17 protein-coding genes are annotated in these 20,164 nt (G+C 59.1%); 6 read left to right on the top strand and 11 right to left on the bottom strand.

All coding sequences use genetic code 11. The annotated features are described in order from the left end of the window. Window positions 1-36 precede the first annotated feature (36 nt). The 11 genes from LRS40_RS03005 to thpR form a co-directional block, all read right to left on the bottom strand. Complete coding sequence (locus tag LRS40_RS03005; RefSeq protein WP_231313052.1) at window positions 37-780, bottom strand: fimbrial chaperone; 744 nt, start codon at window positions 778-780, stop codon at window positions 37-39. A 160-nt stretch (window positions 781-940) separates the two neighbouring features. Continuing rightward, window positions 941-1,321: an aspartate 1-decarboxylase gene (panD, locus tag LRS40_RS03000; protein WP_032616579.1), complete on the bottom strand. Its 381-nt coding sequence runs from the start codon at window positions 1,319-1,321 to the stop codon at window positions 941-943. An 84-nt stretch (window positions 1,322-1,405) separates the two neighbouring features. After that, the gene (gene panC, locus LRS40_RS02995) at window positions 1,406-2,260 is read right to left on the bottom strand and encodes a pantoate--beta-alanine ligase (protein WP_231313051.1); all 855 of its coding nucleotides are present in this window, start codon (window positions 2,258-2,260) and stop codon (window positions 1,406-1,408) included. An 11-nt stretch (window positions 2,261-2,271) separates the two neighbouring features. Next, window positions 2,272-3,063, bottom strand: a complete 792-nt coding sequence (gene panB / locus LRS40_RS02990; protein ID WP_231313050.1) for a 3-methyl-2-oxobutanoate hydroxymethyltransferase — start codon at window positions 3,061-3,063, stop codon at window positions 2,272-2,274. Window positions 3,064-3,185: 122 nt separating this feature from the next. Beyond that, window positions 3,186-3,665 (bottom strand): 2-amino-4-hydroxy-6-hydroxymethyldihydropteridine diphosphokinase, encoded by a 480-nt coding sequence (gene folK / locus LRS40_RS02985; RefSeq protein ID WP_231313049.1) that lies wholly within the window; start codon window positions 3,663-3,665, stop codon window positions 3,186-3,188. Next, on the bottom strand, window positions 3,662-5,059 hold the full coding sequence (gene pcnB, locus LRS40_RS02980) for a polynucleotide adenylyltransferase PcnB (RefSeq protein ID WP_221888537.1): 1,398 nt from the start codon (window positions 5,057-5,059) through the stop codon (window positions 3,662-3,664). Before pcnB ends, folK begins: the two co-directional genes overlap by 4 nt. A gap of 109 nt (window positions 5,060-5,168) precedes the next feature. Further along, window positions 5,169-5,866, bottom strand: a protein-coding gene (locus tag LRS40_RS02975) for an IS1-like element IS1A family transposase (protein ID WP_103215986.1) whose coding sequence is annotated in 2 segments (ribosomal slippage) — window positions 5,169-5,617 and window positions 5,617-5,866 — 699 coding nt in all. Because the reading frame shifts where the segments join, the coding sequence is not laid out codon by codon here. Window positions 5,867-5,894: 28 nt separating this feature from the next. Further along, entirely contained in the window at window positions 5,895-6,776 is an 882-nt protein-coding gene (gluQRS, locus tag LRS40_RS02970; protein ID WP_231313048.1) for a tRNA glutamyl-Q(34) synthetase GluQRS, read from the bottom strand. 72 nt (window positions 6,777-6,848) lie between these two features. Beyond that, the gene (gene dksA / locus LRS40_RS02965; protein WP_012016093.1) at window positions 6,849-7,304 is read right to left on the bottom strand and encodes an RNA polymerase-binding protein DksA; all 456 of its coding nucleotides are present in this window, start codon (window positions 7,302-7,304) and stop codon (window positions 6,849-6,851) included. A gap of 177 nt (window positions 7,305-7,481) precedes the next feature. Next, a complete protein-coding gene (gene sfsA / locus LRS40_RS02960) occupies window positions 7,482-8,186 on the bottom strand; it encodes a DNA/RNA nuclease SfsA (protein ID WP_142488278.1) in 705 nt (234 codons plus the stop codon). 12 nt (window positions 8,187-8,198) lie between these two features. Continuing rightward, the gene (gene thpR / locus LRS40_RS02955) at window positions 8,199-8,729 is read right to left on the bottom strand and encodes an RNA 2',3'-cyclic phosphodiesterase (protein WP_156262933.1); all 531 of its coding nucleotides are present in this window, start codon (window positions 8,727-8,729) and stop codon (window positions 8,199-8,201) included. A 73-nt stretch (window positions 8,730-8,802) separates the two neighbouring features. Here thpR and hrpB point away from each other — a divergent pair, with 73 nt between their 5' ends. The 6 genes from hrpB to fhuB all read left to right on the top strand — a co-directional run bounded on the left by hrpB (window position 8,803) and on the right by fhuB (window position 20,093). After that, the gene (gene hrpB / locus LRS40_RS02950) at window positions 8,803-11,232 is read left to right on the top strand and encodes an ATP-dependent helicase HrpB (protein WP_231313047.1); all 2,430 of its coding nucleotides are present in this window, start codon (window positions 8,803-8,805) and stop codon (window positions 11,230-11,232) included. A gap of 139 nt (window positions 11,233-11,371) precedes the next feature. Then, window positions 11,372-13,894: a bifunctional glycosyl transferase/transpeptidase gene (gene mrcB / locus LRS40_RS02945; protein WP_231313046.1), complete on the top strand. Its 2,523-nt coding sequence runs from the start codon at window positions 11,372-11,374 to the stop codon at window positions 13,892-13,894. A 231-nt stretch (window positions 13,895-14,125) separates the two neighbouring features. After that, a complete protein-coding gene (fhuA, locus tag LRS40_RS02940) occupies window positions 14,126-16,372 on the top strand; it encodes a ferrichrome porin FhuA (RefSeq protein WP_231313045.1) in 2,247 nt (748 codons plus the stop codon). Between the two features lie 54 nt (window positions 16,373-16,426). Beyond that, window positions 16,427-17,224, top strand: coding sequence for a Fe3+-hydroxamate ABC transporter ATP-binding protein FhuC (fhuC, locus tag LRS40_RS02935; protein WP_142488283.1), 798 nt, complete (start codon window positions 16,427-16,429; stop codon window positions 17,222-17,224). Further along, the gene (gene fhuD, locus LRS40_RS02930) at window positions 17,224-18,114 is read left to right on the top strand and encodes a Fe(3+)-hydroxamate ABC transporter substrate-binding protein FhuD (RefSeq protein ID WP_231313044.1); all 891 of its coding nucleotides are present in this window, start codon (window positions 17,224-17,226) and stop codon (window positions 18,112-18,114) included. The genes fhuC and fhuD overlap by 1 nt, the downstream gene beginning before the upstream one ends. Next, window positions 18,111-20,093, top strand: a complete 1,983-nt coding sequence (gene fhuB, locus LRS40_RS02925; protein ID WP_142488285.1) for a Fe(3+)-hydroxamate ABC transporter permease FhuB — start codon at window positions 18,111-18,113, stop codon at window positions 20,091-20,093. Before fhuD ends, fhuB begins: the two co-directional genes overlap by 4 nt. Window positions 20,094-20,164: the final 71 nt, after the last annotated feature.

Raw genomic sequence — 20,164 nt, 5'->3', positions numbered from 1 at the left:
AGGATGTCCGTATCCTGAGGTGCGGATAAGCAGGGATTAATTCACGGCTGACTGATGTTCTTCCGTGCCGCCGAAATCATTAATCGCCACCCATTTCACCGTGCCGGAAGTGGCCGTCGTCGCGCCGCCGATCTTCATCTCTTCGCGGGAGAAGGGTTTGATGGAGTGGCTCTCCACCGCCAGGTTTTTGCCTGCTGCGGCGAAGCTGGCGCTGGCCAGCGAGATATTCCACGGCGTGTTATTGCTGGCGACCAGATACGAGCCCTTCGCTTCGCGCTTCATCTGCCAGCTCAGCTGCTTGAGGGCGTCAGCAGGGGAGCCCGCCAGCCCGTCGGGGCGGAAGAAGAGCTTGATGCGCGTGCGGAAGGCCAGCTGCAAGCGGCTCCGATCGCCGTCATTTTTCGCTTTCGGCGGGACTTCGAGAACGTTAAACCACAGCAGGGATTCCCGGTCTTTTGGCATGGTCTGGCCGAGCCAGGTAATGCGGATGGCCTGCCCCTTCTGTGGATCCACGCGACTGACCGGTGGGGTAATAATAAACGGCAACTTAATTTGCTGGGGATCGACCGTATCGCGGCCATCATCAAGCCAGGACTGCACCAGCAGCGGCTTATCGCCCCGGTTTTGCAGATTGACGGTGACGTCTTTCGCCGCCTGCGGGTAAATAATCCGGGTGCCGGAAATCACAATATCCGCGCTGGCCTGCCAGGAGGTGCAGGCGGCGATAGCTAACGTCAGGGCGCATACGCTTTTGCTGAACGGGGAAATAAACAGTGGCATGAGGGCTCCCGGCGGTAATCAACGGCATCGCATTAAGAGAGGTGTATGAATGGGGAAAATAGTAAGGCAGCCGCGAGGGGGAGAAGAGGAATAACGAGAGTAAAAAGAGAGGAAAAAAAAGTGGAATTGCCTGATGTTCAGGCAATTCCGGGCGTTAGCATCAGGCGACCTGAACCGGAATCGCCTTCGCGGTACGTTTCATGTCGTTGTCACCTTCAAAGTAGGCGACTTTAGGCTGCCAGCGGCGCGCTTCTTCATCGGACATCATGACAAAGCTGGCGATGATGACGATATCACCCACGTTGGCACAATGCGCTGCCGCACCGTTGACGGAGATAATTTTAGAACCGCGTTCAGCCGCGATAGCATAGGTTGAGAAACGATTGCCGTTACTCACGTTCCAGATATCAATGGCTTCGTTTTCAAGAATACCCGCTGCGTCGAGAAAATCCTGATCGATCGCGCAGGAGCCTTCATAATGCAGATCGGCCTGCGTGACCTTCACACGGTGAAGCTTACCTTGCAGCATTTTGCGAATCATGACGTTACCTTAACTCTTTGTCGTATCCCCTCCCGAAGAAGGGGCTGAAGAAAACTAATCCGTTAGCATGGATATGCTCAGTACTTACTGAGCCAGTTCAACTACTGTGTTATCGATAAGTCGCGCCTGGCCGAGCCATGCGGCGACCAGAATCACCGCCCGCTTGCTGTCAGTGGAGAGCGCCAGCAGGGTGTCGGCATCGCGGATCTGCACATCGTCAGCACGCAATCCCTTATCGTTCAACGCCTGTTCCGCCAGGGCCACGATCTCTTCGCTGCTCAGCTCTTTGTTTTTCAGCTGGGTCGCCATGGTGCTCATCACCTTATACAGACCCGGGGCGATTTTACGCTGGTCGGCGGTGAGGTAGCCGTTGCGCGAGCTCAGCGCCAGGCCGTCTTTGGCCCGCACGATCGGCACGCCAACGATATCGATGTCGTAGCCCATGTCGGCCACCATTTTGCGGATCAGCGCCAGCTGCTGGAAATCTTTCTCACCGAAGCAGGCGATATCCGGCTGCACCAGGTTAAACAGCTTGCTGACGATGGTGGAGACGCCGCGGAAATGACCCGGACGGCTGGCCCCTTCCAGCATGGTGGAGATACCCGGCACGTCGACAAAGGTCGTCTCTTCCGTGCCTTTCGGATAGACATCATTCGGGGCAGGGGAGAAGACGAAATCGACCTGGTGCTTTTTCAGCTTCTCGCAGTCTTCCTGCAGCGTACGCGGGTAGCGCGCCAGGTCGTCAGCACGGTCGAACTGCATCGGGTTAACGAAAATACTCACCACCACCACATCGGCGCGGGCTTTGGCTTCGTCCACCAGCTTCATATGGCCATCATGCAGGTTGCCCATGGTGGGTACCAGCGCGATACGTTTACCTTCCTGGCGCAAGCGGCGGATGTGCTGGCGCAGCAGCGGCAGGGTTTCAATGATTAGCACAACAAGACTCCTTACTGGAAACTGTGTTCTTCACCCGGGTAAACACCCGATTCAACGTCGGCAATATACTGCCTGACCGCGCCGCGCATGTCGCCTGCGTCGCTAAGGAAATTCTTCGCAAATTTCGGGATATGCCCACCGGTGATCCCAAACGCATCGTGCATCACCAGGATCTGGCCGTCGGTGACGTTACCGGCCCCAATGCCGATCACCGGAATGGAGAGGGCCTCGGTGATACGTTTCGCCAGCGCGACAGGCACACACTCCAGCACCAGCAGCTGCGCGCCCGCGGCTTCTAAAGCCCGCGCATCATCAAACAGCGTCTGGGCGGCGTCACCGCGCCCCTGCACCTTATAGCCGCCAAAGATATTGACCGACTGCGGGGTTAACCCCAGATGGCCGCAGACCGGCACCGCGCGCTCGGTGAGCATGCGTACGGTGTCGATCAGCCAGGCGCCGCCTTCCACTTTGACCATGTTGGCCCCGGCGCGCATCACCGTGGCGGCATTCTCAAACGCCTGTTCCGGCGTGGCGTAAGCCATAAACGGCAGATCGGCGAGCAGCAGGCAGGCGGGGGCCCCGCGACGCACCGCCCGGGTGTGGTAAGCAATATCCTCTACCGTCACCGGCAGAGTGGAGTCATGTCCCTGGACCGTCATCCCTAACGAGTCGCCCACCAGCATGACGTTAATACCCTCTTCGGCAAAGAGTTTGGCGAAGCTGTAGTCATAGGCCGTAATAGTGGCGAAGCGCTGCTTGTCCTGTTTGCATTTCTGCAAGGTGGCGATGGTGGTTGGTTTCATACTGTTTCCTGATAGCCCAAAGCGAATCTTTGCGCATTCTAACAGTAACATTCGAGGGAACAATGATTTTAGGCAACCGGTTAACCACAAATATTTTGTGGTTAATCAATAAAATTTTGCTGTTACCAGCGGGCAGGTTTTTCGGCGTTAAGCTGCGCCAGCAGGGCGCTCAGGCTTTCGCCATCGGGGAAGATCAGGTCAGGGGCAATTTCGAACAGCGGCCAGAGCATAAAGCCGCGGCGCTTCATGTCGTAATGCGGCACCGTCAGGCGCTCGGTGTTAATCACCGCATCACCAAACAGCATGATGTCCAGGTCGAGGGTGCGCGGTCCCCAGCGCTCTTCTTTGCGCACGCGACCCTGCTGCAACTCGATGCGCTGAGTGTTGTCCAGCAGCGCCTCGGCGTTGAGCGCCGTGTCGAGCGCGATAGCAGCATTCAGGTAGTCGGGTTGATCCTGGGGGCCCAGCGGAGGCGTGCGGTAAAACGAGGAGAGGGCGACAACGCGTGTCTGCGGGATATCGCCCAGCGCCTGGACGGCAGCATTGACCTGCTCCAGCGGAGAAGCCAGGTTGCTGCCGATGGCGATATACGCCAGCGTCATGCCGCGCCTTCGCGACGCGGGGCGCGCTTGCGTGGACGACGGTGACGGCGACGCGGTGCCGGCTCTTCGTCCAGATCGCCCAGCATGTCTTTCTGCGCCGGCGGTGCAGAAACCTGGAACTCACCCCACCACTGCACCAGAAGCTGCAGCTCGCGGTTGTTTTCCGCTTCGGCACGCAGGGCCATCAGATCGTAAGCCGCACGGAATTTTGGATGCTCCATTAACTTCCAGGCGCGTTTACCCTGACGACGGGACATCCGCAGCTGAAGCTGCCAGATATCACGCACCAGCGTGGTAATGCGTTTCGGGATCGCCAGCGAGCGGCAGGCTTCATCCAGCACGTCATTGGCGGCTAAGGCGAAGGCATCGTAATAGGCAAGGCCGCTTTCCTGGGCAATCTTCTGCGCCGTTTCCAGCAGCGGATACCAGAACATCGCGGCAAACAGGAACGCCGGGTTAACGCGCATATCGTTCTGAATGCGGTTATCGGTATTCTTCAGCACCTGATCGATGATGCGTTCCATCGCGCTGTCACCTTTTTCGGTGAAGTTACGCGTGATGGTCGGGAACAGGGGCTGGAACAGGCTGTATTCGCGCAGCAGCTGATAGGTAGCAAAACCGTGGCCGGCCTGCAGCAGCTTCAGCGCCTCTTCAAACAGACGCGCCGGCGGCACATCGTTGATCAGCGTCGCCAGGCGCGGGATCGGCTCGGCGGTCTCGGGACTGATCTGCATATCCAGCTTGGCGGCAAAACGCACGGCGCGCAGCATACGCACCGGATCTTCACGGTAGCGCGTTTCCGGGTTGCCGATCAGGCGGATCACACCGGCTTTCAGATCCGGTACCCCACCCACGAAATCGCGGACGGTAAAGTCAGCCACGCTGTAATAGAGGCTGTTAATGGTGAAATCGCGACGTTGGGCATCTTCTTCGATAGAGCCAAAGATGTTGTCACGCAGCAGCATGCCGTTCTGACCCTGTTGAGAGGTCGTACGGTCTGATGGCGTGCCTTCGTGATGACCACGGAAGGTTGCCACTTCGATGATCTCAGGCCCAAACATGACGTGGGCGAGACGGAAGCGACGACCGACCAGGCGGCAGTTGCGGAATAATTTACGCACCTGCTCAGGCGTGGCGCTGGTGGTCACGTCAAAATCTTTTGGCTTTTTGCCCAACAGTAAGTCACGCACCCCGCCACCAACGAGATACGCCTCATAGCCGGCTTTATTCAGGCGATAAAGGACTTTCAGGGCGTTTTCACTGATATCTTTGCGGGAAATAGCATGCTGCTCGCGCGGAATAACCGACATCGTATTTTGAACAATGACGTCATCCGCCATGCTCTCATCGCGGCTCAGCACCTTACGGCAAAAATTAGCGACTCGGGTAAAAATAATACACCTCGGTAGTGTGTGTTTCAGAATTCAGGACAAAAAATAGCGGCTAATCATAGCTCAGCGAGACGCATTTGAGAATGCTGGATTTTCGGGTAATGACTCCAACTTATTGATAGTGTTTTATGTTCAGATAATGCCCGATGACTTTGTCATGCAGCTCCACCGATTTTGAGAACGACAGCGACTTCCGTCCCAGCCGTGCCAGGTGCTGCCTCAGATTCAGGTTATGCCGCTCAATTCGCTGCGTATATCGCTTGCTGATTACGTGCAGCTTTCCCTTCAGGCGGGATTCATACAGCGGCCAGCCATCCGTCATCCATATCACCACGTCAAAGGGTGACAGCAGGCTCATAAGACGCCCCAGCGTCGCCATAGTGCGTTCACCGAATACGTGCGCAACAACCGTCTTCCGGAGCCTGTCATACGCGTAAAACAGCCAGCGCTGGCGCGATTTAGCCCCGACATAGCCCCACTGTTCGTCCATTTCCGCGCAGACGATGACGTCACTGCCCGGCTGTATGCGCGAGGTTACCGACTGCGGCCTGAGTTTTTTAAGTGACGTAAAATCGTGTTGAGGCCAACGCCCATAATGCGGGCGGTTGCCCGGCATCCAACGCCATTCATGGCCATATCAATGATTTTCTGGTGCGTACCGGGTTGAGAAGCGGTGTAAGTGAACTGCAGTTGCCATGTTTTACGGCAGTGAGAGCAGAGATAGCGCTGATGTCCGGCAGTGCTTTTGCCGTTACGCACCACCCCGTCAGTAGCTGAACAGGAGGGACAGCTGATAGAAACAGAAGCCACTGGAGCACCTCAAAAACACCATCATACACTAAATCAGTAAGTTGGCAGCATCACCGATTTTCGGCACGCGGTTTAGCGACCACTGGGCCACCGCTTTTTCCAGTAATTCTTCGGTTCGCAGATCCTGCCACTCATGTGTTACATCCTGGTTTAGAAATTGTAAAGCATTGATAAGAACAGGGCGAGGATCGCCTGTCGGTAATGCCGGGGCATGATTCTGTTTCGAGAGTTTCATCCCTTTTTCATTCACCACCAGCGGCAAATGGATATAGTCCGGCACCGGCCAGCCAAACAGCTGGTAGAGCGAAATCTGCCGCACGGTAGGTTCGATCAGATCGGCCCCGCGGACAATTTCGTTTATCCCCTGGAAATGATCGTCCACCACGACCGCCAGATTGTAAGCAAACAGCCCGTCCCGGCGATTGATAATAAAATCCTCGTCCGCCAGCCGTGGATCGGCATGGAGTTCGCCTTGCAACCGATCGGTAAACCGGGTGACCGGATGCTGTTGCACCACGCGTACCGCAGCGTTTTCCGGGCCGTGATGCAGCGTGCGGCAATGGCCGTCATAAACCCCGCCGACGCTCTGAATGCGCGCGCGGGTGCAGGTGCAGTAGTAAGAGAGTCCCTGGGCGTGGAGCCAGGCCAGACGTTCGCGATAGGCATCGTGACGTTGGGACTGCCACAGCACCTCGCCGTCCCAGTGCAGGCCGTAATGTTCCAGCTGACGCAGAATGGTCGCTGCTGCACCGGGAACTTCACGCGGGGGGTCAATATCTTCGATACGCACGCGCCAGATACCCTGACGGGCACGGGCTTGCAGATAGCTGCCAAGGGCGGCAATGAGCGAGCCAAAATGCAGTTCGCCAGAGGGGGATGGCGCGAAGCGCCCAATGTAGTCAACAGGCATAATTACACAGCGCAGAAAGTAATCAGGCGGGAGAAGACTCCCGCCTGTGATAGCGTTACGACAGGGTCGGGATTAACCGGCCATCTGTTTTTCGCGGATTTCTGCCAGCGTTTTGCAGTCGATGCACAGGTCGGCTGTTGGACGGGCTTCCAGACGACGAATACCGATTTCGACACCGCAGGATTCGCAGAAGCCGAAATCTTCGTCTTCGACTTTTTTCAGCGTCTTCTCAATCTTCTTAATCAGTTTGCGTTCGCGGTCACGGTTACGCAGTTCAAGGCTGAACTCTTCTTCCTGGGCGGCACGGTCTACCGGATCCGGGAAGTTAGCAGCTTCGTCCTGCATATGAGTAACGGTGCGATCGACTTCATCCCTGAGTTGATTACGCCATGCTTCAAGAATTCGCTTGAAGTGCGACAGCTGGGCTTCGTTCATATACTCTTCGCCCGGCTTCTCTTGATACGGCTCCACCCCAGCGATGGCGAGAATACTCAGGGACGATGTTTTACGGTTTTGCCCTTCTTGCATGTTGCTTCTCCTTAACACGCACTATCGATCCCCGTGTTGGGGGAAAAATCAGGCCGCTATAAATAGCAGATGCTTTTCCGTATGGCAATTATCTAAACGTAACACTTGACAAGCCTGTGAGGAAAAGCGTATTTGCGCACACGACCAGAACACTTAATAAACAACACTCAACCCCTTTTATAACGTGACGGGAAGAGCGGATCTCAGAGTCATATTATCGGCAGAAAGTTCCGCTTTATAAGCCAAAACCTCTACCCCCTGCTTTTGTGCCTCATTCAACAGTTGCGCGTACTTAGGGTCAATATGGCGGGCGGGTGAAAATCGTCCAATTGCGCTGTGCAATACCGCAAATAACAGCACGGCGCGCTTGCCTGCCGCCGCCACACTTATCAACTCCCGAAGATGCTTCTGCCCTCGCAGCGTGACCGCATCCGGAAAGTAGCCGTAATCCCTGTCAGCTAACGTCACTGATTTCACTTCAATATAGCACTCGGGTCGATCCTCTGCCTGCAACATAAAGTCGATTCTGCTGTTTTCCGCACCATATTTCACTTCACTTTTTAAGGCGTTGTAGCCGCGCAGTTCTGGAATTAAATCCAGACTAATCGCCTCTTTGACCAACTGGTTTGCCCGCAGCGTATTAACGCAAATATATTCTCCGTCGGCAGTCTGGGTTATTTCCCAGGTATGGGGGTATTTACGTTTGGTATTTTCGGAGGTGGAGTACCACACCGTATCGCCGGGCGTGGCGCAGCCGGTCATCGCCCCGGTATTCGGGCAGTGCAGGGTCAGGGCAACGCCCTCCGGCGTTACCACGTCGGCCAGAAAACGCTTGTAGCGTTGCACGAGCGTGGCGGGTTGCAGGGCAGGGATAAACTGCATACAGATTCCTTGTTATTCGGTAAGCCGCCAGCGCTGGAGCGGCGTATAGCGCGTGCGCCCGCCGGCAAAACGGCTCTCGTAAAGCACAAATTCATTCACCGGAAACGCCCACTGAAAACCCGGCGGCGGAATGGCCACCGCGTGGCTGGCATCGCGCAGCAGGGTGATATGCGGATGAAACGGCTGCGGGCTCTGGTAACAGCCGCTACGCGCCGCCTGGGCCCGCAGCATGTTAGCCAGCTGCAATAATCCCCGGGGCGGCTGGCGGGTGCCGAGCCAGACGACCCGCGAGCGCAGCCACTGTCCGGCATCGTCCAGCGTCAGGGTAAACCCCGGCTGGCGGATGCGTCCGGCCATCGCCGCCAGCGCCTGACGTTTCTCATCGCTGACATCGCCTAAAAACGCCAGCGTCAGGTGCAGGTTGGCCCCGGCCACCGGGCGGCCCGCTTCCGGGGCAAAATGGTCGGCGCGCCAGCGCACGATCTGGCGCTGGATCGGGGCAGGCATTTCAATGGCAAAAAACAGCCTTTTCGACTCAGACATACGGGGTACTCGGTAATGAATTGTGGCGATGCTACAATGTACGCCGTCTAAAGTTAACCCTCTGGAGCCTTTCGTGTCCCTGTTGCCGGTCGCCGCTGTCCTTCCTGAACTTCTCCTCGCGTTACAACACGCCCCCCAGGTTCTGCTTACTGCGCCTACCGGTGCCGGGAAATCGACGTGGCTACCGCTGCAGATCCTGGCGCAGGGAGGGATTAACGGCAAAATTATTCTGCTCGAACCACGACGGATCGCTGCCCGCAACGTGGCGCAGCGGCTGGCGGATCTGCTGGGGGAAAAGCCGGGAGAAACGGTCGGCTACCGGATGAGCGCCGAAACCTGCGTGGGAGCGAATACCCGACTGGAGGTGGTCACCGAGGGGATCCTCACCCGGATGCTGCAGCAGGATCCCGAGCTGACCGGCGTGGGGCTGGTGATCCTCGATGAGTTTCACGAGCGCAGCCTGCAGGCGGATCTGGCTCTGGCGCTGCTGCTGGATGTCCAGCAGGGGCTGCGCGAGGATCTCAGGCTGCTGATCATGTCCGCGACCCTGGATAATGACCGGCTCCAGCGTCTGCTGCCGGAGGCCCCTGCGATCGTCTCTGAGGGTCGCACCTTTCCGGTTGAGCGGCGCTATCAGTCGCTCTCCACCCAGCAGCGTTTCGACGAAGCGGTGGCGGTCGCTACCGCCGAACTGCTACGCCAGGAGTCCGGCTCGCTGCTGCTGTTTTTGCCGGGGGTGATCGAGATCCAGCGCGTGCAGGAGCAGCTGGCCCGTCGCGTGGCCGACGACGTGGTGCTCTGCCCATTGTATGGCGCGCTGTCGCTGACCGAGCAGCGTAAGGCGATCCTGCCCGCCCCGGCAGGGAAGCGCAAAGTGGTGCTGGCGACCAACATCGCCGAAACCAGCCTGACCATCGAAGGCATCCGGCTGGTGGTAGATTCGGCCCAGGAGCGGGTGGCGAATTTCGATCCGCGCACCGGCCTGACCCGCCTGCTCACCCAGCGGGTCAGCCAGGCCTCGATGACCCAGCGGGCCGGACGAGCCGGCCGTCTGGAGCCAGGTATCTGCCTGCACCTGACGCCCTTTGAGCAGGCCGAGCGCGCGGCGGCGCAGGGCACGCCGGAAATTTTGCAAAGCGATCTCAGCGGCCTGCTGATGGAGCTACTGCAGTGGGGCTGCCGGGATCCCGCCCAGCTGAACTGGCTGGATCTGCCGCCTGCGACTAACCTTGCTGCGGCCCGCCGTCTGTTAACTCAGCTTGGGGCGCTGGCGGGGGAGCAACTCACCGCCTTTGGTCAGAAGATGGCGAAGCTCGGCAACGATCCGCGGCTGGCGGCGATGCTGGCCAGCGCCATGGGCGAAGACGAAATTGCGACGGCGGCAAAACTGGCGGCTATCCTTGAACAGCCCCCGCGAGGCGGCAGCTGCGATCTGGCCCAGGCCTTCTCCCGCAATCAGCCGGAGTGGCAACAGCGCGCCCGACAGTTAAGTTCGCGGCTCAACAGCCGGGGTGGAGCCCCGGACAGCGACCGCGTACCCGCGCTGCTGGCAAAGGCGTTTCCCGATCGGATTGCCCGCCGCCGCGGGCTTGACGGGCGCTATCAGCTGGCGAACGGTATGGGGGCGATGCTGCAGAGCGACGATGCCATGACCCGCCACCAGTGGTTAATTGCGCCGCTGCTGTTGCAGGGCAGCCAGTCCCCGGATGCCCGCATTTTGTTGGGCTTAGCCGTGGACATTGAAGCCCTGATCGCCGCCGCCCCAGGCCTGGTGGAACAATCTGACACCGTCGAATGGGATGATGCTCAGGGCACGCTGAAGGCCTTTCGCCGGGCACAGATTGGTCGCCTGACGGTGAACGTCAAACCGCTGGCGAAACCCTCGGAAGAGGAGTTGCACCAGGCGATGCTCAACGGCATTCGCGATAAAGGGCTCAGCGTGCTGAACTGGACGCCTGAGGCGGAGCAGTACCGGATCCGCCTGCACTGCGCAGCACAATGGCTGCCGGAATTTGACTGGCCGGCGGTGGATGAAGCGTCGCTGCTGGCAAATCTGGAAAACTGGTTACTGCCGCAAATGAGTGGCGTACACTCCCTGCGCGCGTTGAAGGCGCTGGATGTTAAGGCGGCGTTACAGAACTTAACCGACTGGTCGTTACGCCAACGTCTGGATACCGAGCTCCCGGGGCATTACACTGTGCCCACCGGCAGCCGGATAGCCATTCGTTATCATGAGGATAATCCTCCGGCGCTGGCGGTGCGGATGCAGGAGATGTTTGGCGAGGCGACCACGCCTGCCATTGCCCAGGGCCGCGTGCCGCTGGTGCTGGAGCTGCTGTCGCCGGCCCAGCGTCCGCTGCAGATCACCCGCGATCTGGGTGCCTTCTGGGCCGGAAGCTACCGCGAGGTGCAAAAGGAGATGAAGGGGCGCTATCCCAAACATGTCTGGCCGGACGATCCGGCGAATACCGCGCCAACCCGGCGCACGAAGAAGTATTCGTAGCCGTTGTAGGTCGGGTAAGCGCAGCGCCACCCGGCAAAAGCCCTCGTTGAGAGGGTAACTTTGAGAGATTTCTTCTTCCTCCATCAGGGGGAAGAACTGAGAATCGGGCCCTTGCGCCTGATAGTTGCGGAGAGAGAGCATGGCGGGGAATGACCGCGAGCCAATTGGACGTAAAGGAAAGCCTACACGTCCGGCGAAAGAAAAGGCAGGCCGTCGTCGCCTCAGAGATGAGGAGTATGACGACGTTGATAATGAGTATGAGGATGAAGCGTCCGTGCCACGTAAAGGAAAAGGCAAAAAAGGTAAACCTCGTGGCAAGCGCGGCTGGTTCTGGCTGCTGCTGAAGCTGTTTATTGTTTTCGTCGTTTTACTGGCGATCTACGGCGTCTATCTGGATCAGAAGATCCGTAGCCGTATCGACGGAAAAGTCTGGCAGCTGCCTGCGGCAGTGTATGGCCGGATGGTCAACCTCGAGCCGGAAATGACCATCAGCAAGAACGAGATGGTCAAACTGCTGGAGGCCACCCAGTACCGCCAGGTGACGAAGATGACGCGTCCCGGCGAGTTTACGGTGCAGGCGAAAAGCATCGAGATGATCCGCCGTCCGTTTGACTTCCCGGACAGCAAAGAGGGGCAGGTGCGCGCGCGTCTGACCTTCGACGGCGATCATATCGACACCATCGAGAACATGGATAACAACCGCCAGTTCGGTTTCTTCCGTCTCGATCCGCGCCTGATCACCATGCTCTCCTCGCCAAACGGCGAGCAGCGTCTGTTCGTCGCGCGTAACGGCTTCCCGGATCTGCTGGTGGATACCCTGCTGGCGACCGAAGACCGTCACTTCTACGAGCATGATGGCGTCAGCCTGTACTCCATCGGTCGTGCGGTGCTGGCGAACCTGACCGCCGGACGGACGGTGCAGGGGGCAAGTACCCTGACCCAGCAGCTGGTGAAGAACCTGTTCCTCTCCAGCGAACGCTCTTACTGGCGTAAGGCCAACGAAGCGTACATGGCGGTATTGATGGACGCCCGCTACAGCAAAGATCGCATTCTTGAGCTGTATATGAACGAGGTCTACCTCGGGCAGAGCGGCGACAATGAAATCCGCGGCTTCCCGCTGGCGAGTCTCTACTACTTTGGCCGTCCAGTGGAAGAGCTGAGTCTCGACCAGCAGGCGCTGCTGGTGGGCATGGTGAAAGGGGCGTCGATCTACAACCCGTGGCGTAACCCGAAACTGGCCCTGGAGCGTCGTAATCTGGTCCTGCGTCTGCTGCAACAGCAGCAGGTGATCGACCAGGAGCTGTACGACATGCTCAGCGCGCGTCCGTTAGGCGTGCAGCCGCGCGGCGGCGTGATCTCCCCGCAGCCTGCCTTTATGCAGATGGTGCGTCAGGAGTTGCAGACCAAACTGGGCGACAAGGTTAAAGATCTCTCCGGCGTGAAGATCTTCACCACCTTTGACTCCGTGGCGCAGGACGCCGCAGAGAAAGCGGCGGTGGAAGGCATTCCGGCCCTGAAAAAGCAGCGTAAGCTGAGCGATCTGGAAACCGCGATGGTGGTGGTCGATCGTACGAGCGGCGAAGTACGGGCGATGGTCGGCGGGGCAGAGCCGCAGTTTGCGGGCTATAACCGCGCCATGCAGGCACGCCGTTCGATCGGTTCTCTGGCAAAACCGGCGACCTATCTCACCGCCCTGAGCCAGCCGAACCAGTATCGACTAAATACCTGGATCGCCGATGCCCCGATTGCCCTGCGCCAGCCGAATGGCCAGGTGTGGTCGCCGCAGAACGACGACAAACAGTACAGCGGCCAGGTGATGCTGGTGGACGCCCTGACGCGTTCCATGAACGTGCCGACGGTCAACCTCGGGATGGCGCTGGGTCTGCCGGCGGTCACCGATACCTGGCTGAAGCTGGGCGTGCCGAAAGATCAGCTGCATCCGGTGCCGGCCATGCTGTTAGGTGCCCTGAACCTGACGCCAATTGAAGTGGCGCAGGCGTTCCAGACCATCGCCAGCGGCGGTAACCGTGCGCCGCTCTCTGCGCTGCGTTCGGTGATTGCCGAAGATGGCACCCCGCTGTACCAGAGCTTCCCGCAGGCGGAGCGTGCCGTTCCGGCGCAGGCAGCTTACATGACGCTGTGGACCATGCAGCAGGTCGTGCAGCGCGGAACTGGTCGTCAGCTTGGCGCGAAGTATCCGGGGCTGCATCTGGCGGGTAAAACCGGGACCACCAACAACAACGTCGATACCTGGTTTGCAGGCATCGACGGACGTGAAGTGGTGATCACCTGGGTAGGCCGCGACAACAACCAGCCGACGAAACTGTACGGCGCCAGCGGGGCGATGTCGATTTACCAGCGCTATCTGGCGAACCAGTCGCCGGTTCCGTTAACCCTGACGCCACCGGAAGATATCGTGGATATGGGCGTGGATGAGTCGGGTACCTTCGTGTGTGGCGGCGGGATGCGTAGCGTTCCGGTCTGGACCACCAACCCGGACTCCCTGTGCCAGGCGCCAGCGCCGCAGCCGACGGGTAACCCGTTTGAGCAGTCTTCTCCTCAGCAGCAGCCGCAGCAACAGCAACAGCCGCAGCAGCAGAATGAGAAGAAGGACAGTGACGGCGTCGCGGGCTGGATCAAGGATATGTTCGGCGGTAACTAATCAAAATCCCCTCTCCTGCGGGAGGGGGGATTTTCACCTCAATTAAACATCCCTCCAACAGTAAAATCTCCGTTTATTAACCCTGCATTTTCCGTTGTTTAATTCTTATACCCTCAATTCCTGTAGGGCCGCATATCACTTGCTATGCCGTCTGCGTTTCGCATAATATGCTGCGGTCATAATAATAATTCTCGTTTACGTTATCATTCACTCTTTCAAAGAGACATACCAATGGCGCTTTCAAAAACTGCTCAGCCAATGCAATCTTCGCTGCGTAAAATCGCAGTCGTTGTAGCCACAGCGGTTAGCGGCATGTCTGCTTATGCCCAGGCTGCTGACACCCCTAAAAAAGAAGAAACCATCACCGTAACCGCAGCGCCTGCTCCGCAGGAGAGCGCCTGGGGTCCTGCAGCGACTATCGCGGCACGCCAGTCCGCCACCGGGACCAAGACCGATACCTCCATTGAGAAGGTACCGCAGTCGATTTCCGTGGTAACCGCAGAAGAGATGGCCCTGCACCAGCCACGCTCGGTCAAAGAAGCACTGAGCTACACGCCAGGGGTGGCAGTGGGTACCCGCGGTGCGTCTAACACCTATGACTACCTGATTATTCGTGGTTTTGCTGCCGATGGCCAAAGCCAGAACAACTACCTCGACGGCATGAAGATGCAGGGCAACTTCTATAACGACGCGGTAATTGATCCTTATATGATCGAGCGCGCGGAAGTGATGCGCGGGCCGATCTCCGTTCTGTACGGAAAAAGCAGCCCGGGTGGCCTGCTGAACATGGTCAGCAAACGTCCGCTGACAGAACCGCTGAAAGAGATCCAGTTCAAGGTCGGAACGGACAGCCTGTTCCAGACCGGGTTTGACTTCAGCGATGCGCTGGATGATGACGGCGTCTACTCTTATCGCCTGACGGGCCTGGCGCGTTCCAACAACGCCCAGCAGGAGCGTGCGGAAGAGCAGCGTTATACCATTGCGCCGTCCTTCTCATGGCGTCCATCTGATAAAACGAACTTCACCTTCCTCTCTTATTTCCAGAACGAACCGGAAACCGGTTACTACGGCTGGCTGCCAAAAGAGGGGACGGTTGATCCGCTGCCAAACGGCGATCGTCTGTCGACCGACTTCAACGAAGGGGCGAAAAACAATACCTATTCCCGTAACCAGAAAATGGTCGGGTATAGCTTCGATCACGAGTTTAACGACACCTTCACCGTGCGTCAGAACCTGCGTTTTGCCGAGAACAAAACCTCGCAGAACAGCGTATATGGTTACGGCGTCTGCTCCGATGCGGCCAACAGCGGCAACGCCCTGTGTAATGCGTTGTCACCTGCGGACAAAGGCCACTACCTGGCACGTAGATATGTCGTTGACGATGAGAAGCTGCAAAACTTCACCGTGGATACCCAGCTGCAGAGCAAATTCGCTACCGGTGAGGTTGACCATACCCTGCTGACCGGCGTTGACTTTATGCGTATGCGTAATGACATCAACTCCTGGTTTGGCTATGACGGTTCCGTCCCGCCGTTGGATCTCTACAACCCGGTATACACCGATTTTGATTTCGGTGCGCATCCTGGGGCGTTAGAACCCTATCAGGTGATGAACAAGCAGAAGCAAACTGGCCTCTACGTTCAGGATCAGGCGCAGTGGGATAAAGTGCTGGTCACCCTGGGCGGCCGTTACGACTGGGCCGAACAGGACTCCATTAACCGTGTTGCGGGTACCACTGCGTCGCGTGATGACAATCAGTTCACCTGGCGTGGCGGTGTTAACTACCTGTTCGACAACGGCATTACCCCTTACTTCAGCTACAGCGAATCCTTTGAACCGTCTTCCCAGCCCGACGCACAAGGCAAGCCGTTTGCCCCGTCGAAAGGCAAGCAGTACGAAGTGGGCGTGAAGTATGTGCCGAACGATCGTCCGATCGTTCTGACCGGTGCGCTGTATCAGCTGACCAAAACCAACAACCTGATGGCCGATCCTGCGGGCTCGTTCTTCTCGGTTGAAGGCGGCGAGATCCGCGCCCGTGGTGTGGAAATCGAAGCTAAAGCAGCCCTGTCTGCCAGCGTCAACGTGGTCGGTTCTTATACCTATACCGACGTGGAATACACCACTGACACCAGCTACAAAGGCAACACGCCAGCGCAGGTGCCTGAGCACATGGCCTCTCTGTGGGGTGATTACACCTTCTATGATGGCGCACTCTCCGGCCTGACCCTGGGTACCGGCGGTCGCTTCTCCAGCTCCAGCTATGGCGATCCGGCGAACTCCTTCAAGGTGGGCAGCTATGCGGTCATGGATGCGCTGGTCCGTTACGATCTGGCGCGTGTTGGTATGGCGGGCTCGAACGTGGCGCTGCACGTGAACAACCTGCTGGATCGTGAATACGTCGCCAGCTGCTTCAACACCTATGGCTGCTTCTGGGGTGCAGAACGCCAGGTTGTTGCGACCGCGACCTTCCGCTTCTAACCTTTAAACTTGGGCACGATTTTCGTGCCCTTTTCTTTACTTAAGTTGGCTAACATGCAGGAAAACAACCCGCAATCCGATACCACTTTTGCGCTTGATGGCGTCTCCTTTCGCGTTCCCGGACGCACGCTGCTGCATCCGCTTTCGCTGACCTTTCCCGCAGGCCAGGTGACAGGCCTGATTGGCCATAACGGCTCCGGCAAATCCACCTTACTGAAAATGCTTGGCCGCCATCAGTCGCCGTCCGAGGGGGATATTCTGCTCGACGGACAGCCGCTGGAGAGCTGGAACAGCAAAGCCTTTGCCCGCAAGGTGGCCTATCTGCCGCAGCAGCTGCCGCAGGCGGAGGGCATGACCGTCCGCGAACTGGTGGCGATAGGGCGTTATCCCTGGCATGGTGCATTGGGCCGCTTCGGCGTAGCCGATCGCGAGAAAGTGGAAGAGGCGATTGCGCTGGTGGGTTTAAAGCCGCTGGCTCATCGTCTGGTGGATAGCCTGTCCGGCGGCGAGCGCCAGCGGGCGTGGATTGCCATGCTGGTGGCGCAGGACAGCCGTTGTTTACTGCTGGATGAGCCGACCTCGGCGCTGGACATTGCCCATCAGGTGGACGTGCTGGCGCTGGTGCATCGCTTAAGCCAGCAGCGCGGCCTCACGGTGATTGCGGTGCTGCATGATATCAACATGGCGGCGCGTTACTGCGACTATCTGGTGGCGCTGCGCGGTGGCGAGATGATCGCCCAGGGCACGCCAGCCGAGCTGATGCGCAGTGAAACGCTGGAACATATTTACGGAATTCCAATGGGTATTCTGCCGCATCCTGCCGGAGCGGCACCGGTGAGCTTTGTCTATTGATGCCTGAGTTAACACACATTAGCCGTCGTCGACTGTTGACGGCGATGGCCCTTTCGCCGCTGCTGTGGAAAATGGGCACGGCGCATGCCGCCGCCGTCGATCCCCATCGGATTGTGGCCCTCGAGTGGCTGCCGGTCGAGCTGCTGCTGGCGCTCGGCGTTACCCCCTACGGCGTGGCCGACATTCCTAACTACACCCTGTGGGTAAACGAGCCTCGCCTGCCGGAATCGGTGATCGACATTGGCCTGCGTACCGAGCCCAACCTCGAACTGCTCACCCAGATGAAACCTTCTTATCTGGTCTGGTCGGCCGGGTACGGTCCGTCGGAAGAGAAGCTGGCGCGGATTGCGCCGGGGCGCGGGTTCGCCTTTAGCGACGGCAAAAAACCGCTCACCAACGCCCGCAAATCCTTAAGCGAGATGGCGCAGCTGCTGAATATGGAAGCGGCGGCCCGCGAGCATCTGGATCATTTCGACAGCGTGATTGACAGCTACAAACCCCGTTTTGCCGGCCGCGGCGATCGCCCGCTGCTGATGGTGACCCTGCTCGATGCCCGCCATATGCTGGTGTTTGGCAATAACTGTCTGTTCCAGGAAGTGCTCGATCGCTATGGGATTAAAAACGCCTGGGAAGGGGAGATGACCTTCTGGGGCAGCACCGCCGTCGGTATCGACCGTCTGGCCATGTTCCGCGATGTGGACGTGCTGTGCTTCGATCACGGCAACGAGCGCGAGATGCAGGCCTTGATGGCGACGCCGCTGTGGCAGGCGATGCCCTTTGCCCGCCAGCAGCGCGTGAAGCGCGTGCCGGCGGTGTGGTTCTACGGCGCGACCCTGTCGGCCATGCACTTTGCCCGCGTGCTGGATAGCGCATTGGGAGGCCAGGCATGAGGTCACGGATAGCCTTTTTCCCGGCGCTGCTAATGGCACTGCTGCTGATCGTTGCGCTGGGCTTAACCTGGTGGAACCTGAACATTGCGCTGCCGCGCAGCCAGTGGGGCAGCGCGCTGGTCGCCCCGGATATCGATAATATTCAACAGATGCTGTTCCACTACAGCCTGCTGCCGCGGCTGGCGATCTCACTGCTGGTGGGTGCCGGGCTGGGTCTGGTGGGTGTGCTCTTCCAGCAGGTGCTGCGTAACCCGCTGGCGGAACCGACCACCCTGGGGGTGGCAACCGGGGCGCAGCTGGGGATGACCATCATCACCCTGTGGGCGCTGCCGGGGGCACTGGCACCGCAGTTTGCCGCGCTGGTGGGCGCCTGCGTGGTGGGGGCGATTGTCTTTGGCGTGGCCTGGGGTAAACGCCTCTCGCCGGTCACGCTGATTCTGGCAGGCCTGGTGGTCAGCCTCTACTGCGGGGCGGTTAATCAGCTTTTAGTGATTTTCCATCACGACCAGCTGCAGAGCATGTTCCTCTGGAGCACCGGGACGCTGACGCAGACCGACTGGAGCATCGTTCAGCGCCTGTGGCCGCAGCTGCTCGGCGGCGTATTGCTGACCCTGCTGCTGCTGCGCCCGCTGACCCTGATGGGGCTTGACGATGGCGTGGCGCGCAATCTCGGCCTGGCGCTGTCGCTGGCCCGTCTGGCGGCGCTGACGCTGGCGATTGTCATCAGTGCCCTGCTGGTAAATGCGGTGGGCATCATCGGGTTTATCGGCCTGTTCGCGCCGCTGCTGGCAAAAATGCTCGGCGCGCGGCGCTTGCTCTCCCGCCTGATCCTCGCCCCGCTGATTGGTGCGCTGATCCTCTGGCTCTCTGACCAGGTGATCCTCTGGCTGACGCGCGTATGGATGGAAGTCTCTACCGGTTCCGTGACCGCGCTGATCGGTGCGCCGCTGCTGCTGTGGCTGCTGCCGCGCCTGCGCAGCATGAGTGCCCCGGCGATGAACGCCGGAGATAAAGTACAGGCGGAGCGTCACCACGTGCTGTGGTTTGCCCTGGCGGGCGGCGCGGTACTGCTGCTGGTGGTGATTGCGGCGCTGGCGTTTGGCCGGGATGCAGAGGGCTGGCACTGGGCGAGCGGGGCGATGCTTGATGAGCTGCTGCCGTGGCGCGCGCCGCGTATTTTCGCCGCGCTGATTGCCGGGGTGATGCTGGCGGTCGCCGGGTGCATTATCCAGCGACTGACCGGCAACCCGATGGCGAGCCCGGAAGTGCTGGGGATCAGCTCCGGGGCGGCGTTCGGCGTGGTGCTGATGCTCTTTTTCGTGCCGGGTAATGCCTTCGGCTGGCTGATGCCCGCAGGCAGTATCGGTGCGGCGGTCACGCTGCTGATCATTATGATTGCCGCCGGACGAGGTGGCTTCTCGCCGCACCGGATGTTGCTGGCGGGGATGGCGCTGAGCACCGCCTTCACCATGCTGCTGATGATGCTGCAGGCCAGCGGCGATCCGCGTATGGCGCAGATCCTGACCTGGATTGCCGGATCAACCTATAACGCCACCACCGAACAGGTGGTGAGCACCGGGCTGGCGATGATTGTCCTGCTGGCGCTGGTGCCGCTGTGCCGTCGCTGGCTGACGGTGCTGCCGCTGGGGGGCGATACTGCCCGTTCGGTGGGAATGGCGCTGAGCGCCTCGCGCATCGGCCTGCTGCTGCTGGCGGCATCGCTGACGGCCACTGCCACCCTGACGATTGGTCCGCTGAGCTTTATTGGGCTGATGGCACCGCATATCGCGCGGATGATGGGGTTCCGCCGGACGATGCCGCACATTGTGATGTCGGCGCTAACGGGGGGGATCCTGCTGGTGTTCGCCGACTGGTGCGGCCGGATGGTGCTGTTCCCGTATCAGATCCCGGCGGGGCTGCTTTCCACCTTTATCGGTGCGCCGTACTTTATCTATCTGCTGCGGAAACAGAGCCGGTAAAAAAATGCCGGGTGGCGCTAACGCTTACCCGGCCTACGGTCCGAAGATTTTTGTTTGCCGGGTAAGGCGAA

The organism is Leclercia sp. G3L, assembly GCF_021117075.1.
Lineage (GTDB): Bacteria > Pseudomonadota > Gammaproteobacteria > Enterobacterales > Enterobacteriaceae > Enterobacter > Enterobacter adecarboxylatus_C.
Note: the sequence above shows the minus strand (reverse complement) of the source record. Positions and strands in the feature narration are given on the sequence as shown.

Excerpts from the sequence above, each read along its gene's own strand:
- LRS40_RS03005 (WP_231313052.1), bottom strand. The coding sequence starts at position 780 with ATGCCACTGTTTATTTCCCCGTTCAGCAAAAGCGTATGCGCCCTGACG.
- panD (WP_032616579.1), bottom strand. The coding sequence starts at position 1,321 with ATGATTCGCAAAATGCTGCAAGGTAAGCTTCACCGTGTGAAGGTCACG.
- panB (WP_231313050.1), bottom strand. The coding sequence starts at position 3,063 with ATGAAACCAACCACCATCGCCACCTTGCAGAAATGCAAACAGGACAAG.
- folK (WP_231313049.1), bottom strand. The coding sequence starts at position 3,665 with ATGACGCTGGCGTATATCGCCATCGGCAGCAACCTGGCTTCTCCGCTG.
- gluQRS (WP_231313048.1), bottom strand. The coding sequence starts at position 6,776 with ATGCCTGTTGACTACATTGGGCGCTTCGCGCCATCCCCCTCTGGCGAA.
- dksA (WP_012016093.1), bottom strand. The coding sequence starts at position 7,304 with ATGCAAGAAGGGCAAAACCGTAAAACATCGTCCCTGAGTATTCTCGCC.
- sfsA (WP_142488278.1), bottom strand. The coding sequence starts at position 8,186 with ATGCAGTTTATCCCTGCCCTGCAACCCGCCACGCTCGTGCAACGCTAC.
- thpR (WP_156262933.1), bottom strand. The coding sequence starts at position 8,729 with ATGTCTGAGTCGAAAAGGCTGTTTTTTGCCATTGAAATGCCTGCCCCG.
- mrcB (WP_231313046.1), top strand. The coding sequence starts at position 11,372 with ATGGCGGGGAATGACCGCGAGCCAATTGGACGTAAAGGAAAGCCTACA.
- fhuA (WP_231313045.1), top strand. The coding sequence starts at position 14,126 with ATGGCGCTTTCAAAAACTGCTCAGCCAATGCAATCTTCGCTGCGTAAA.
- fhuC (WP_142488283.1), top strand. The coding sequence starts at position 16,427 with ATGCAGGAAAACAACCCGCAATCCGATACCACTTTTGCGCTTGATGGC.
- fhuD (WP_231313044.1), top strand. The coding sequence starts at position 17,224 with ATGCCTGAGTTAACACACATTAGCCGTCGTCGACTGTTGACGGCGATG.
- fhuB (WP_142488285.1), top strand. The coding sequence starts at position 18,111 with ATGAGGTCACGGATAGCCTTTTTCCCGGCGCTGCTAATGGCACTGCTG.